Raw genomic sequence first — 15,302 nt, 5'->3', positions numbered from 1 at the left:
TGAAAATAGGAGTTGTCATATAAATGGCTTTGAAAGCTGGAATCGTCGGTCTTCCTAACGTAGGAAAATCCACATTGTTTAATGCGATAACGCAAGCGGGAGCAGAATCCGCTAACTACCCTTTTTGTACCATTGACCCTAACGTTGGTGTTGTTGAAGTTCCAGACGAACGTCTTGATAAACTGACTGAGCTGGTACAGCCGAACAAGACCGTACCTACTGCTTTTGAATTTGTTGATATTGCTGGTCTCGTGCGTGGTGCCAGTAAAGGAGAAGGACTAGGCAACAAGTTCCTGGCCCATATCCGTGAAGTAGATGCTATCGTGCATGTGGTTCGTTGTTTTGAAGATGAGAACGTTACCCACGTTGATGGAAAGGTAAATCCGATCAGCGACATCCAGACCATTAATCTGGAGTTGATTCTTGCTGATATTGAGAGCATTGAGAAGCGGATTGAGCGTTCCCGTAAGAATATCAAAGGCGGCGACAAGAAATACGCTCAAGAAGTTGAGCTGCTAGAACGCGTCAAAGAAGTGCTCTACGAAGATAAACCTGCACGTAGTATAGAATTGTCTGATGACGAGAAGCTTATTATCCGTGATCTTCATTTGTTAACATTGAAGCCAGTGCTGTATGCGGCGAATGTAAGTGAAGATGAAGTGGCAAGTGCTGAGGACAATCCTTATGTACAGCAAGTTCGCGATTTTGCAGCTACTGAAGGTGCAGAAGTTGTTCCGATCAGTGCTAAGGTGGAAGCAGAAATTGCTGAGCTTGAAGGTGAAGATAAAGCTATGTTCCTGGAAGAGCTGGGACTGGAAGAATCCGGGCTTAACCGGTTGATTAAAGCGGCTTATAAACTGCTTGGCTTGTATACGTATTTCACAGCAGGCGTTCAGGAAGTTCGGGCGTGGACGATTCGTCGCGGCACCAAAGCACCTGGAGCTGCCGGTGTGATTCATACAGATTTCGAACGGGGATTTATCCGTGCTGAAGTAGTGGCTTACGCGGATCTTGTGGCAGCTGGTTCCATGAACGGTGCGAAGGAACGTGGTCAACTGCGTCTTGAAGGTAAAGAATATTTGGTGCAAGACGGCGACGTAATGCATTTCCGTTTTAACGTTTAAGAAGGTTTAAGTGTACGAATGATATAGGGGTCATCTCGAGCAGTGGGAGTTTCTATTGCTGGGATGATCCTTTTTAAAAATATAAGCTTTTTATTAAGGTATTGTGCGTACGGAACTGTAGCCATTTCACAATATCTTTGGTATAATATAAAGTCGTATATCTATTTTTATGACAGTACAAATTTGATGTTATATTTGCGAATTTGAAATTGAATCAGGAGAGGTGAATTCCCTTGTTGGACCGATTGCAATCCCTGGCGGACCGCTATGAGAAGCTCAGTGAACTGCTTTGTGATCCGGATGTTGCAAACGACAGTAAGAAACTGAGGGACTATTCCAAAGAACAATCAGACCTACAGCCTGCATTTGAGGCGTATACTGAATATAAGAGCGTAATGGAAGAGCTTGAAGCTGCTAAGCAGATGCAAGGCGAAAAGCTTGATGATGAGATGAAAGAAATGGTCAAGATGGAAATTGATGACCTTTCCAAACGTCAAGTGGAGCTGGAAGAGAAAATCCGCGTGTTGCTGCTGCCTAAAGACCCGAATGATGATAAGAACGTAATCGTTGAAATTCGTGGTGCAGCGGGTGGAGATGAAGCAGCATTGTTCGCTTCAGACCTTTACCGGATGTACACTCGTTATGCTGATGCACAAGGATGGCGCGTTGAGTTAATGGATGTTAACGCGAGTGATCTTGGTGGATTCAAAGAGGTAATCTTCCTTATTAACGGCCGTGGTGCATACAGTAAGCTGAAATACGAAAGTGGTGCGCATCGCGTACAACGTATCCCAGCGACCGAATCCGGAGGTCGTATTCATACCTCTACTTCTACGGTGTCCGTGATGCCGGAAGCTGAGGCTTTTGAGATCGAGATCCATGATAAAGATATTCGCGTGGATACCTTCTGTTCAAGTGGTGCAGGTGGACAGTCTGTAAATACGACCAAGTCTGCAGTACGTGTAACCCATGTACCTACAGGCATCGTTGCTACCTGTCAGGACGGTAAGTCACAGAACTCCAATAAAGAAAAAGCGCTGCAAGTGCTTCGTGCCCGTATCTCTGATATGAAACGGCAGGAAGAAGAAGCGAAGTATGCTGGTGAACGGAAGAGTAAAGTAGGTACGGGTGACCGTAGTGAGCGCATTCGGACGTATAACTTCCCGCAGAGCCGGGTTACAGACCATCGTATTGGCCTGACACTGCACCGTTTGGAGCAGGTTATGAACGGAGAAATCACTGAAATTATCTCAGCCCTTTCAATCGCTGAACAAGCTGACTTGATGGATAATATGGATAATGGAGAATAATGCTTTGAACGATGGCGTATATGTCATGTCGGAAGTCAAAAGCATCCGGGAAGCCTTTGCGGAGGCTTCTTCTTTTTTGAGCCGGAGCGGCTGCAATGAACCGCAGCGCAGTGCACAATTGCTGCTGGAGCATGTGCTTGGAGTGTCTGGCGCAGCTTATTATATGGCGTTGGCAGATCCTTTTCCAGCAGCGGTTAAGGAAGCATTTGAGGCGGGAGTTACCCGCCGGGGCGCTGGTGAGCCGGTGCAGTATATCATCGGCGAGCAAGAATTTTACGGGCGGCCTTTTGAGGTGACGCCTGACGTGCTTATTCCGCGGCCGGAGACGGAGCTGCTTGTCGAGGCGATTTTACGTTACGGCGCGGAGCTTTGGCCAAACGGCGTTGTAACGCCGGGCGAAGCGGCGCTGGATAGCGCGGGCGGAGATACGGCCCGCAACGGAGGCGGCGCGGGGGACGTGCGCGGCGCCGCAAGACCGCTGACCGCCGTCGACATCGGCGCCGGCAGCGGAGCGATCTCCGTCACGTTGGCGGCGGAAGCGCCGGCGTGGCGGGTCTGCGCCGGCGATATTTCGCCGGCGGCTCTGGCTGTGGCCGAGCGCAACGCTTTGCGCAATGGCACAGCTGTGGACTTTCGGCTCGGCGATCTGCTCGAGCCGTTCGCGGGGATGGAGACGGATATTCTCGTCTCCAACCCGCCGTACATCCCCGGCGAGGATATCGCCGGGCTGCAGCGTGAGGTGCGCGACCATGAGCCGCGCACTGCGCTGGATGGCGGAGCGGACGGGCTGGACCCGTACCGCCGCATGATGGAGCAGCTGACGCTGCTCCCGGCACCGCCGCGCCTGATCGGCTTTGAGCTTGGCTTCGGTCAAGCTGAGCAAGTCGCTGCACTCCTTGCGGCAGCGGGCCATTGGACGGAGATTATCACCATTAATGATCTGGCTGGAATCCCGCGTCATGTGCTAGGCATAACGAAATAATATTGCCTACTTTGCAGAGGGTTCCTTTGTCCAGGGTAGAGAAATTGTATTTTCAATCCGACTTCCTTTATAATAGTATTTAGCAGGATTTCTCAGGGGATCATAAAGAAAGACCGGATATAGAGTAGGGAGGCAGAGCGTGCTTCAGAAGATTAAAAAGATTGATGGTGCTATTGTAGTCGTTCTGTTATTACTCATGGTGGTCAGCATCTTCGCCATATATAGTGTTACTCATGGAAGAGAGAAGCTGGACGGACATCATATTCGTATGATGATGTATTATGCTATTGGTTTTGTAGCTTTTATTGGAATGACCTTTTTGGATTACAGAATATTAGTGAAATATGCGATATATATTTATTTGTTTGGGATAGGGATGCTGGTGCTCGTCAGCTTTTTGGGCGAGACTAAAAATAATGCACAAGGCTGGTTGACCCTGCCTGGAGGACTGAGTCTGCAGCCTGCTGAGCTGTTCAAGTTGATATTAATTCTTTTTCTGGCGGCCATGCTTGTCCGCAAGAATAAGAGTAAGCTTCTGTTCTGGCGGGATGTTGTGCCACTCGGCCTTCTGACCTTGTTTCCATTTCTTATTGTTCTTACCCAAAATGACCTTGGGAATGCCTTGTCTTACGTTGTGATTCTTGCGGGTCTGTTGTGGATTGGCAATATTAAATACACGCATGCATTAATCGGGCTGGTCATCGTGGCTAGTTCTGCGATTGCGGGAATTATGAGTTATATCCATTATCACGATGAAATTAAAACCTTTCTTACGGATATTGGGCGATCTCACTGGATTGAACGTTTTGATCCTTGGCTTGTTCCCGAAAAGGCAACAGAAAAGGCTAAGTATCATACCACCAATGCTAGAATTGCTATTGCTTCTGGAGGAATGAGTGGTGATGGCTATATGAAGGGAGATTCCGTTCAAACGAATCGTGTGCCATATACCTACTCGGACTCCATTTTCGTGCAAATTGCCGAGGAATTCGGTTTTGTGGGGGCGGCGCTGCTGCTGCTGCTGTACTTTATCCTCATTCACCGAATGATTCTGATTGCGCTGGAGTGTAAGGATAGAGCCGGGCCGTTCTTGATTGTCGGAATTGTCGCCATGATGCTATATCAGATTTTTGAGAATATTGGCGCGTTTATTGGTCTGATGCCTTTGACTGGTATTACGCTACCTTTCATCAGCTTCGGGGGTACATCACTGCTCATCAATATGGCCAGCATTGGTTTGGTAATGAGTGTACGTCTGCATGGTCAGCAAGAGGAAGAAGATCTTCCAGACCCGATCATAAATCATGTATCGGTTAAAGGTGTTTAGAATAGTCAAGGGTGAGAACCCGAAAGAAGCCTGATACTAAAAAGATCAGTAATGAGATAATATTTTTTGAAACTTAACAAAAGCGCATGCTGATTATCAGCATGCGCTTTTGTTAGTTAGTTATTAAATTCGGTATATTACAATAGGATATATCTCGCTTTAATGAATAATGCTACAGGAATTCTATGCCATACTTTCCGTCGGATTAAAAAATGGAAGCACCAATGGAATCTGCCTCGATTTTATTGTATTCAATTTCGCTTATCAGTAAGCGTTTAGGAATCCTCCGCCGAATATTTGATTGGGTCCCAGATTAGTGATTAGTAAATAGTAAGTTCCTGGAAGAACATTACTCCAACCGATAGTATACGGGCTGCTTTCTGCATAAGGCCAAGACACGTTTCTAACCCCTGCCGATTTACCGCTACTTTTGCTAATCAATTCATAAGAGATGATCGGAACTGCTTCGGTAGGAAAGGAAGTTCTTTGATGTATCGTTGCATAGACATCAGAATTTGAGGTGAAAGTTATTTCACCATTCGTTCTCTTTTGTGTGCCTGAAGCCCATCCATCCATTGTAAAAGTGAAACCTTCCGTATAGGAGAATATGCCTAATGAGTTATTGCTATTTTCATTAAAATTTGGCTGGTTTATATTTTGAGTTAGAGCTGCTTCTTCTTTAATCGATTCAATCTCATCAGCAGTAACTGTTTTTACAAAAGTAGTATCTGATGAGGTGACTGAGGTCGTAGCACTTTGTTCAACTTGATTAGTAGAGGTTTCTGCGGCAAATGAGCTTGTAGTATAAATGGAAGTTGAAGCAATGAGTGCCAAAGTCAAAGTAGATACAGTTTTTACTAGTTTCATAATGAACCTCCTTAAGTTTATATAAATTTGGATATTAAAGAAAAATATAAGCAATATACCGAATATATCCACTATATCATAATGATTTAAAAAAGTAAAATATTACCTTTATTCTCTTTTATAGGACTGTTAAGATCTCACTGAAACTGCTCGTTTCTTAAAATCATAGATTCATAGGTTTGCAGTCTCTTATCTCCGGGCATACTACTAGCATGAGAGTTAAGAGGAGAGGGGCTGCAACAAATGAACGATAATCATATGGATAAAAGAGATTCCTTACGTGTAACTTTTAAGTATACTGCCATTTTAATTTGTTTTTTTATGGTCCTCATGATGGCTTGGGAAGGTCAAAAAACCGATGCTGCAGTAGCTGAAGTATCTATTCCCCAAGAATCTATCCGGTTACGTATTCTAGCTAATTCTGACGGAGCGCAAGATCAGCTGGTGAAACGGCAAATTCGCGATAAAATTGTGGAGCAAATGAACCAGTGGGTATCTGCTCTTGAGGATCCGCAGAGCTTGGAGCAGGCACGTGCTCTGATTAGAAATCATCTGCCGGAGCTTAATGCGCTGGTTGGATCAGAGCTGGAGAAACGGGGCATTGAATATTCCTACAAAGTGGAGCTCGGCGTGGTTCCTTTTCCCACCAAATTATACGGTGGTACCGTCTATCCTGCTGGGGAGTATGAAGCTGTAAGAGTCACACTTGGTGCAGGCAAGGGACAAAATTGGTGGTGTGTACTGTTTCCTCCGCTTTGCTTTATCGATGCAGGCTCCGGAGATGCGGCAGCGCCTGCTGCTGACAAAGGTACAAAAACAGTGTCCGCTGCTGGTGCGGATAGCAGTGCTAAGGTGAAATCGGCAGCTGCAAAAACAGTGCAGGCTGATTCCTCGGCAGGAAGTGCTCCATCAGGAGAAACCGCCGCTGAGCCAGAGGTACGGTTCTTCGTCTGGGAGCTGCTGCAAAACCTTTGGAACTGGATCAGTGGATTATGGTCGTAAGACCCCAGATATGTTACTATTTTATAAGCAGATCTATCACGGCTCCCTACTGGGGCCGTTTTTTTGCTAAGATAAATTATATCTTCTAGAAAGCCTGTGATGAGAATGAATGAACACAATAATCCTTTATTCGCCGTTCAGCGGCGGAGTGGAAATAGAGCTGAGACTGTATACTGGAAGTTGAATTCTGTTGAGGGAACGAACTCTGAGGTATTTCAGCCGAATGAAGCTGACAAGCTGGCGATAGCGGAGGCAGCAACAATGCTTCGCGAAGGCGGAACAGTGGCTTTTACAACCGAAACCGTCTACGGGCTAGGGGCGGATGCCCGAAATACGTCGGCAGTTGAGGCTGTTTTTGCGGCAAAAGGCCGGCCCTCTGACAATCCGTTAATTGTACATATTGCGGATACGGCAGCTTTGGACGAGCTTGTTGCAGAGATGCATCCTAAGGCGGCCGCGCTGATGGCAGCTTATTGGCCTGGTCCGCTGACAGTTGTGCTTCCTGTTCGTGAAGGTGTACTGTCGCCTTGTGTGACGGCGGGTTTGGATACGGTTGGTGTGCGGATGCCGGATCATCCGGTAGCTCTGGCGCTGATAAGTGCAGCAGGTTGTCCAGTTGCGGCGCCCAGCGCTAATCGTTCGGGTCGACCGAGCCCAACGTTAGCTTCACATGTGATGGAAGATTTGGCTGGATACATCGATGGCGTCCTTGATGGTGGTGCTGCTGGAGTTGGACTAGAGTCAACAGTGGTACAGGTACAGCCTGACGGAAAAGTTGCTGTGCTGCGCCCCGGCGGGATTACTTCGGAGCAATTGGCTGCAGTGGTGGGAGCAGAAGCTGTAAGCTCAGAGCCCGGTAATGCTGAGGCAACTGCTGCCTCTACCGCTACTGTCGTATCTGATTCGGAGGCTGTAAAGACTCCCGTTGCTAGGTCTGAAACCGCTAAGTCTGCTGCTGGTTTCAGTACTGCTGGCGACAGCTCGGCGCCGCGCGCGCCGGGCATGAAGTACACGCACTACGCGCCGCGCGGCTGGCTTGGTGTAGTGCGCGGCTCTTCCCCGCAGCGCGTGGCGGACGAAGCCGCAAGTCAACTTCAGGCGGCGCAGCTAAACGGCGAGATCACGGGCCTGCTCCTCTTTGAGGAGCATAAGGCCCTTTATCCCGCCGATCCTGCCGCCTGCGTTCTTTCCCTCGGCTCGTTATCCTCGCCGGAGGAAGGGGCTCGCTCCCTATATGCCGCTTTGCGGCGTTTCGATGAAGCGGGAGCGACTTACATCTTAGCCGAAGCTTGCCCGTATACCGGCCTCGGCGCTGCCATCATGAACCGGCTTATGAAAGCCGCCGGCGGATCCGTCATCGACGCCGGATAACCACGGCGTTGCTTTTTCGTATATGACTCCCATATGAAGTCATGATTACCCCCTTGTCCGCATATCGTTGTTGTACAAGATATTTCGGACTTGGGGGGTTAAGCATGGGCTTAGGAGATGTATATACCGAATGGGGGCAGATTGTTACCATTACTATAATGGCGGTTGCATTAGGGATGGATGCCTTTTCGCTCGGTGTAGGGATCGGGATGAAAGGTATTCGTCTGCTGCATGTTCTGCAAATGAGTCTGCTCATTGCTGTTTTTCATATGCTGATGCCTCTCCTGGGTTTGTTGACAGGAAGTTATGTCGGACACTTGTTAGGTCAAGTAACGACTTATGCTGCTGGAGGTCTTCTAGTTCTTTTAGGCGGGCATATGGTGTACAACTCCTTTCGTCCGGATACAGGAAGCTCACGAGCTATGGATCATCGAACCTTGTGGGGGATGATACTTCTTTCGCTCAGTGTCAGTATTGACTCTTTCTCCGTGGGTGTATCACTGGGGATGTTTGTGAATGGAGTACTTTTGACCATCTTAGCCTTCGGTGCTTGCGGGGGACTAATGTCGATTCTAGGGTTGCTAATTGGACGGCATGTCAGTCGTGGTCTCGGGGATTATGGAGAAGCGCTAGGCGGTGCAATACTTCTGGGGTTTGGCTTGCTATTCATCTTTTGATACAATAACGGCATTAGAATATTTAATTTCATGGGGGTGCAAAACATGCTGCATATTTTATTCGTCTGCACCGGGAATACATGCCGAAGTCCTATGGCTGAGGGGCTTTTACGAAAGCTCGCGAAGGAACGTGGAATCGACCTGGAAGTGCGGTCTGCAGGTGTATCCGCCATTTCCGGTACTTCTATATCAAGACATGCTGCAGCTATACTGCAGGAAGAAGGAATTCATGATTCAATGGAGTCGTCACAATTGACAGGTCAAGCTGTCGCTTGGGCCGACCTTGTGCTGACCTTGACGGGTGGGCATAAGCAGCATTTGCTGCAGTATTTTCCGGATGCTGTAACGAAAACCTATACATTGAAGGAATACGTGCATGATGAAGATGCGGTGACGGAAGATATCAAGGAATTGGACAGCCTTTACGCAGATGCGGAGTTGAGCTTAGCCCTTGGTGGTGAACCGAATGCAACGGATCTGCAGCGGATGATTGAGATTCGCCAGCGTATTCCGAGCTTCGATATTTCTGATCCATTTGGTGGCACGCGTGAGGACTATGAGCTAACTGCTGCTGAGATTCGCACTGCGCTATTCAGTTTGCTGGATAAGCTGGAAACCTCCCGCCATTTGTAAATGGTTGATTTTCAGTTCACTTTGCTTTAAGATGAAGTTACAAATAATCGGTTCCGATGTAACTGGCGACAAATGTGGATCAAACCACGATGGAGCATCGGAATAAACGGCCGGTCGCCTGGGCAAAAGAGCAAATCCGCAGCTACCTGCGGACTGCTCTTTTTTGTTTAAAATAAGCTTGTTTGAAGTTTGAGGAGGTAGAGTGATGGACGAAGTTATGGAGCTATCATTAACTGAAGCCACCGTCACTGTGTTAAGGGAGTTGGCGGAGGCTGGTAACCTTGGGTCAGGCAAAATTGTTGTCGTCGGAGTGAGCACAAGTGAAGTTGCTGGTGTCCGGATTGGAACTGGTGGTGCACTTGAAGTTGCAGAACAACTGCTTGAAGGTGTTCATTTAGTAGCAGCGGAAAAAGGATTTCATCCGGTGTATCAGTGCTGCGAGCATTTAAATCGTGCACTTGTGATGGAACGCTCTCTGCTAGAGTCACTTGGTCTGAAGGAAGTATCAGCAGTACCTATACGAGGTGCTGGAGGTTCGATGGCTACGGCTGCTTATCACGCTATGAAAGATCCTGTTTTGGCGGAAACGATAGAAGCTCATGCTGGCTTAGATATTGGCGAGACACTGATAGGAATGCATTTACGGCGGGTAGCCGTTCCTTTCCGTCCGACTCTACGATACATTGGAGCAGCCAGAGTGAATGCGGCATGGACCAGACCCCCACTAATTGGCGGGGAACGTGCGGTATATCGTGCTCCAGAACAAAGTGGTTCACAGTTTTGTGATTAACGAACTTTAGTTTTTATATTTTTTGCAGAAACGTAGACCTAAGTCTCTTTATGGCGGGCAAATCGTTTCTACTTAAATACAACATATCTACACACACTAGGGAGGAAATAAGAACATGGAACAATTGCGTAAGAGTGACCCGGCAGTACTGGAAGCGATGGAACTGGAACTGAAACGTCAGCGTGCCAACATTGAGCTTATTGCCTCAGAGAATATCGTTAGCGAAGCCGTAATGGAAGCTATGGGCTCCGTGCTTACGAACAAATATGCAGAAGGTTATCCAGGTAAACGTTATTATGGCGGCTGTGAAGATGTAGATATCGTTGAGAACCTTGCTCGTGATCGTGCAAAAGAATTGTTTGGCGCGGATCATGTCAACGTACAACCACATTCCGGCGCTCAAGCAAATATGGCAGTTTATCTGGCTGCGCTTAAGCCTGGCGACACTGTTCTTGGAATGAATTTGGCTCACGGCGGTCATTTGACACACGGTAGCCCAGTTAATGCTTCAGGATTGCTTTATAACTTCGTTGCTTATGGAGTACAAGAAGATACTTTCCTAATTGATTATGATGAAGTACGTAAAGCAGCCTTCAAGCACCGTCCAAAAATGATTGTAGCTGGTGCTAGTGCCTATCCGCGTATTATTGATTTCGAAAAACTTGGCGCTATCGCCAATGATGTGGGTGCGCTATTTATGGTAGATATGGCCCATATCGCAGGATTGGTTGCTGCTGGTCTTCATCCGAGCCCGGTTCCTCATGCTCATTTCGTTACAACTACTACGCATAAGACTTTGCGCGGTCCCCGCGGAGGTATGATTATGTGCAGACAGCCGTGGGCAGCTGCTATTGATAAAGCGGTATTCCCTGGTTCCCAAGGTGGACCTTTGATGCATGTAATTGCTTCAAAAGCAGTCGCATTTGGTGAAGCATTGCAGCCATCCTTTAAGACTTATGCTCAAAATGTAGTGAAGAACGCTAATGTTCTTGCAGAAACGTTGATCAGTGAAGGGGTTAACATTGTATCCGGAGGTACAGATAACCACTTGATGCTGCTGGATACCCGTAATCTGAACATTACCGGAAAAGATGCGGAAAAAGTACTAGATTCCATCGGGATTACTGTGAATAAAAACGCAATTCCATTTGATCCTACAAGTCCTTTTGTAACAAGCGGTATTCGGATTGGTACACCTGCAGTCACATCCCGTGGTATGGACGAGCAGGCAATGGTCACTATTGGACGTATCATTGCTAATGTTCTAAAGAATCCGAAGGATGAGGCAAACTTGGCAGAATCTGCCCGTCAAGTGGCTGAGTTGACTGACCAATACCCTCTTTATCCAGAGTTGAAATACTAAATTTTTGCTTCCAATAAGAAATGATTCTGCCTCCATTCATACCCTCTTCCGGGTTTGATGGAGGCTTTTTTGTTGCATATTGTTCACAAATATTACTGCAGTTAATAGATGAAATTGAATGAAATTAATCTTGAAAGTTCATGGAACTTTCAATAAAATTAGTGAAAATAATGTGAATAGTATGAAAAAGCCAAAGTTGCACAACATAATCTAGGTTTTATAAGTGATTGGTTTCCTAATTAAGCCAATCATTACCTTTAAAAACAAGGAAATACAAGGGAATATGTTCAATGTGAGTTCAAGTACCATTCTGAGGTGAAATGCAGCGGCGGGAGTGCTATAATAGACAGGATTTAGCCACTGAGAAGCAAAGCGCTTTCTATGGCTATAGACAAGACTTACAATTACCGGAGGGACAGTAAATGGGAAAATTGGTGATTTGCGATCATCCTTTAATTCAACACAAACTAACATTTATTCGCGACGTTAGAACAAACACGAAGGATTTCAGAGAACATGTTGACGAAGTTGCCACATTGATGGCTTATGAGATTACACGTGATATTCCACTAGAGACCATTACGGTACAGACACCGGTCACTGAGACGGAAAGCAAAGTGATTTCGGGAAGAATGCTGGGGCTTATTCCTATTCTTCGTGCGGGTTTAGGTATGCTTGAAGGTGTACTGAAGCTTCTACCTGCGGCTAAAGTAGGACATGTAGGGCTTTTCCGTGATCCAGACACTCTTCAACCAGTGGAGTATTATATCAAGCTTCCAACTGATGTACAGGAACGTGAGTTGATAGTGATTGACCCAATGCTTGCTACAGGCGGATCCGCAATTGCTGCGATTACCTCACTGAAGAACCGTGGTTGTACACAGATCAAAATGATGAACTTGATTGCAGCGCCAGAAGGTGTTGCTGCAGTTCAGGAAGCTCATCCGGATGTTGATATTTATGTAGCAGCGCTTGATGATCATTTGAATGAACATGGATACATCGTGCCAGGTCTTGGAGATGCTGGTGACCGTCTTTATGGAACCAAGTAATAAGTAATTAAGTATTAAGTATAGTAATGCGAGAATATTTGATGAGAGGGTAGGGGTTATGTCCAAAATCAAAGTAATGACTATTTTCGGAGTGCGCCCCGAGGCGATCAAGATGGCTCCTCTGGTTCTTGAACTGAAGAAGCATCCTGAGCATATCGAATCAATAGTATGTGTAACAGCACAGCATAGAGAACTGCTCGATCAAGTGTTGGAAGTGTTTAATATCACCCCTGATTACGATTTGGACGTGATGAAGGACCGTCAGACCTTGAACGAGATTACTATTCGTGTGCTTGAAGGTTTGGAACCTGTACTGAGGGAGGTTAAGCCTGACCTCGTGCTGGTGCATGGGGACACCTTAACAACGTTTTTAGCTAGTTACGCTTCCTTCCTGCAGCAAATTCAGGTTGGGCACGTAGAAGCAGGACTTAGGACATGGAACAAATTGTCTCCTTATCCTGAAGAAATGAACCGTCAATTAACAGGTGTATTAGCCGATCTGCATTTCGCTCCAACCGATTGGTCAGCTAGTAATCTGAGACACGAGAACAAAAAAGAATCAAGTATTTATATCACAGGCAACACCGTAACTGATGTGTTTCAATATACCGTACAGCCGGATTACCGGCATCCTGTTTTGGATTTTGCTTCAGGAAAAAGACTTATTTTGATGACTGCTCACCGCAGAGAATCTCAAGGTGAACCGCATCGTAATATCTTCCGAGCTATTAAAAGAATCGCTGATGAATTCGAAGATGTCGCCATTGTTTACCCTGTGCATCCGAGTCCTGCCGTTAAGGAACCTGCACATGAGATACTGGGAGGACATCCAAGAATTAAGCTGATTGATCCGCTGGATGTCGTGGACCTGCATAATTTTTATCCGCATACCCACTTGATATTGACCGATTCCGGCGGTCTGCAAGAGGAAGCTCCTTCTTATGGAGTGCCTGTTCTTGTGCTTCGTGATACAACGGAGCGTCCCGAAGGGATAGAGGCTGGAACGCTGGAACTTGTGGGCACGGACGAGGAGAAGGTGTATCAACGGACACATGCTCTTTTGACTGATAATGAGCTCTATCAGTCGATGAGTCGGGCCGCCAACCCGTATGGAGATGGCAAGGCTTCCCAACGGATTGTCAATGCGATTTTGCACCATTTTGGTGTTAATAAGGAACGTCCTGAAGAGTTTCACAGAATGTTCACAAAAAATAAATAATTTCAATTAAACTAATATCTGATCTGATTAAAATCAACATACAGTGAAACTGTACGGTTTATATGGTTTTGGAACGTTTTGCTGTGATTATTTTCATGTTTTCAAGGGTTTTTAGGCAATGTTCAATGAATTGACAAAGACTCAGGAAATTCAGTAAAATTAGTTGGGATTGTAGCCCATGAAAGAACAAAATAGCAAGGACAGCTTGTTACAGACCGCGCTTGTCATTGGAAGTGCAGGCACTTTGCTTGCCGCTTACATTCTTATTGGTTTTTTTGCGGCAAGATGGCTGAAAGACCTGATGGAGGGGCCAAAATATTGGCTCGCCATTGGCACTATAACTGGAATGATTCTGGGAATTGTGAATGTCGCCTTGTTAATTAAAAAATTTTTGGGGGAGCAGAATGGATAATATGACTCCCATGATCAATACCGTCACTAGAGTTACGCTCGTCCTTATGGCAGGACTCTTAATGGGCTGGGTGCTTCATCATGAGACCCGGGCAATTACACTGGGCATGACTCTGGGTCTGGTGGCGGGATTGGTAAACTTTCGTTATCTGGCCGTCAAGGTTCGACGGGTTACGCAGTCGATTGCGAGCAACGAAGGGAATGCCTTCAGCCTCGGTTTTGTTACACGGATTAGCTTCGCAATTTTGGTCACCATGTTCTCGGTCAAGATTGAGCATTTCTCCCTGGTAGCAACTGTTTCGGGCGTATTCATTCCTCAGCTTCTCGCCATTCCTGCGGGGATATATCTGAGTGTGAAGAATAAGCTTTAACCAGATTAAAGAGAAAGGGGGATGATACTATGCATGACATGCCGAAAATATTTGTCGGGGGAATACCGATAGATTTATCCGCCGTGTTGATGCTTCTGATCAGTTGTACAGTGGTATTTGTTCTGGTTATGCTTTCGGTTCGTAAGCTTTCCGTTGAAAATCCATCCAAGCTTCAGAACTTCATGGAATGGGTTGTGGAATTTGTAGAGGGTGTCATAAGCAGTGCCATGGATCTGAAGAAAGGAAAACCTTACATATCTTTAGGGTTGACATTGATTCTGTTTATCTTTGTTTCCAATCTACTTGGATTGCCTTTCTCCGTTGTAACTGAGGCGCATGGACCTGTAACAGTGTTTGGCCACGTGATTGAAGCAACTAAGAACTTGGCGAATGGTGAGCATGCAGAAATTTTATGGTACAAGTCGCCAACTGCTGACATTAATGTCACTGCAGGATTGGCAATCATAGTATTTGTACTGATGAACTTTCTGGGCATTAAGCTCAACGGCAAACATTATTTCAAACACTACATCGAGCCGTTTCCAATCTTTTTGCCACTGAACATTATCGAAAACCTGGCAAAACCTGTAGCGTTGGCTATTCGTCTATTCGCTAACATTTTCGCCGGAGAAGTACTGATTACAGTCATTTTGAAGCTGGGGATTCTCAGTATTCCGTTCCTGGCTGTATGGCAGGGCTTCAGTATTTTCGTCGGGGCACTACAAGCGTTTATCTTTACGATTCTGACGATGGTTTATATCGCACAGATGACGATTCACGAAGAAGAAGCACATTAATGAACT

At 46.3% G+C, this 15,302-nt stretch carries 16 protein-coding genes and 1 riboswitch; of the genes, 15 read left to right on the top strand and 1 reads right to left on the bottom strand.

From position 1 onward, the window contains the following. Nucleotides 1–23: 23 nt before the first annotated feature. From ychF to MHH86_RS29395, 4 genes are all read left to right on the top strand, one after another. Nucleotides 24–1,124, top strand: coding sequence for a redox-regulated ATPase YchF (ychF, locus tag MHH86_RS29410; protein ID WP_036681604.1), 1,101 nt, complete (start codon nt 24–26; stop codon nt 1,122–1,124). Nucleotides 1,125–1,357: 233 nt separating this feature from the next. Continuing rightward, nucleotides 1,358–2,434, top strand: a complete 1,077-nt coding sequence (prfA, locus tag MHH86_RS29405) for a peptide chain release factor 1 (RefSeq protein WP_076144618.1) — start codon at nt 1,358–1,360, stop codon at nt 2,432–2,434. Nucleotides 2,435–2,459: 25 nt separating this feature from the next. Continuing rightward, on the top strand, nt 2,460–3,416 hold the full coding sequence (gene prmC / locus MHH86_RS29400) for a peptide chain release factor N(5)-glutamine methyltransferase (RefSeq protein WP_340893328.1): 957 nt from the start codon (nt 2,460–2,462) through the stop codon (nt 3,414–3,416). Nucleotides 3,417–3,555: 139 nt separating this feature from the next. Then, nucleotides 3,556–4,743 (top strand): FtsW/RodA/SpoVE family cell cycle protein, encoded by a 1,188-nt coding sequence (locus MHH86_RS29395; RefSeq protein ID WP_076316158.1) that lies wholly within the window; start codon nt 3,556–3,558, stop codon nt 4,741–4,743. Between the two features lie 264 nt (nt 4,744–5,007). Here MHH86_RS29395 and MHH86_RS29390 read toward each other — a convergent pair whose 3' ends face one another. Next, nucleotides 5,008–5,610, bottom strand: a complete 603-nt coding sequence (locus tag MHH86_RS29390) for a hypothetical protein (protein ID WP_076316159.1) — start codon at nt 5,608–5,610, stop codon at nt 5,008–5,010. A gap of 243 nt (nt 5,611–5,853) precedes the next feature. On the opposite strand from MHH86_RS29390, the gene spoIIR reads away from it, so the two are divergent. The 11 genes from spoIIR to atpB all read left to right on the top strand — a co-directional run bounded on the left by spoIIR (nt 5,854) and on the right by atpB (nt 15,296). Next, the gene (spoIIR, locus tag MHH86_RS29385; RefSeq protein WP_081384303.1) at nt 5,854–6,612 is read left to right on the top strand and encodes a stage II sporulation protein R; all 759 of its coding nucleotides are present in this window, start codon (nt 5,854–5,856) and stop codon (nt 6,610–6,612) included. Nucleotides 6,613–6,717: 105 nt separating this feature from the next. Further along, nucleotides 6,718–7,983, top strand: coding sequence for an L-threonylcarbamoyladenylate synthase (locus tag MHH86_RS29380; RefSeq protein WP_076316184.1), 1,266 nt, complete (start codon nt 6,718–6,720; stop codon nt 7,981–7,983). A gap of 104 nt (nt 7,984–8,087) precedes the next feature. Then, entirely contained in the window at nt 8,088–8,660 is a 573-nt protein-coding gene (locus tag MHH86_RS29375; protein ID WP_038573646.1) for a manganese efflux pump MntP family protein, read from the top strand. A 45-nt stretch (nt 8,661–8,705) separates the two neighbouring features. Next, nucleotides 8,706–9,293 carry a low molecular weight protein arginine phosphatase gene (locus MHH86_RS29370; protein ID WP_076144620.1) on the top strand — a complete coding sequence of 196 codons (588 nt, stop codon included), beginning with the start codon at nt 8,706–8,708 and terminating at the stop codon, nt 9,291–9,293. Nucleotides 9,294–9,341: 48 nt separating this feature from the next. Then, nucleotides 9,342–9,424, top strand: a riboswitch (ZMP/ZTP riboswitch). A 74-nt stretch (nt 9,425–9,498) separates the two neighbouring features. After that, nucleotides 9,499–10,083, top strand: a complete 585-nt coding sequence (locus tag MHH86_RS29365) for a TIGR01440 family protein (protein ID WP_076144622.1) — start codon at nt 9,499–9,501, stop codon at nt 10,081–10,083. Nucleotides 10,084–10,198: 115 nt separating this feature from the next. Beyond that, the gene (glyA, locus tag MHH86_RS29360) at nt 10,199–11,446 is read left to right on the top strand and encodes a serine hydroxymethyltransferase (protein WP_038573642.1); all 1,248 of its coding nucleotides are present in this window, start codon (nt 10,199–10,201) and stop codon (nt 11,444–11,446) included. A 422-nt stretch (nt 11,447–11,868) separates the two neighbouring features. Beyond that, the gene (gene upp, locus MHH86_RS29355; protein ID WP_036681583.1) at nt 11,869–12,498 is read left to right on the top strand and encodes a uracil phosphoribosyltransferase; all 630 of its coding nucleotides are present in this window, start codon (nt 11,869–11,871) and stop codon (nt 12,496–12,498) included. Between the two features lie 58 nt (nt 12,499–12,556). After that, entirely contained in the window at nt 12,557–13,717 is a 1,161-nt protein-coding gene (gene wecB / locus MHH86_RS29350) for a UDP-N-acetylglucosamine 2-epimerase (non-hydrolyzing) (protein ID WP_036681581.1), read from the top strand. 178 nt (nt 13,718–13,895) lie between these two features. Beyond that, on the top strand, nt 13,896–14,129 hold the full coding sequence (locus MHH86_RS29345; protein ID WP_036681579.1) for an AtpZ/AtpI family protein: 234 nt from the start codon (nt 13,896–13,898) through the stop codon (nt 14,127–14,129). After that, on the top strand, nt 14,122–14,499 hold the full coding sequence (locus MHH86_RS29340; protein WP_036681578.1) for an ATP synthase subunit I: 378 nt from the start codon (nt 14,122–14,124) through the stop codon (nt 14,497–14,499). Before MHH86_RS29345 ends, MHH86_RS29340 begins: the two co-directional genes overlap by 8 nt. Before the next feature lie 29 nt (nt 14,500–14,528). After that, nucleotides 14,529–15,296 carry a F0F1 ATP synthase subunit A gene (gene atpB, locus MHH86_RS29335; protein WP_036681575.1) on the top strand — a complete coding sequence of 256 codons (768 nt, stop codon included), beginning with the start codon at nt 14,529–14,531 and terminating at the stop codon, nt 15,294–15,296. The last annotated feature ends 6 nt before the right edge of the window (nt 15,297–15,302 follow it).

Source organism: Paenibacillus sp. FSL F4-0097, assembly GCF_038593125.1.
GTDB classification, from domain to species: domain Bacteria; phylum Bacillota; class Bacilli; order Paenibacillales; family Paenibacillaceae; genus Paenibacillus_AQ; species Paenibacillus_AQ odorifer.
Note: the sequence above shows the minus strand (reverse complement) of the source record. Positions and strands in the feature narration are given on the sequence as shown.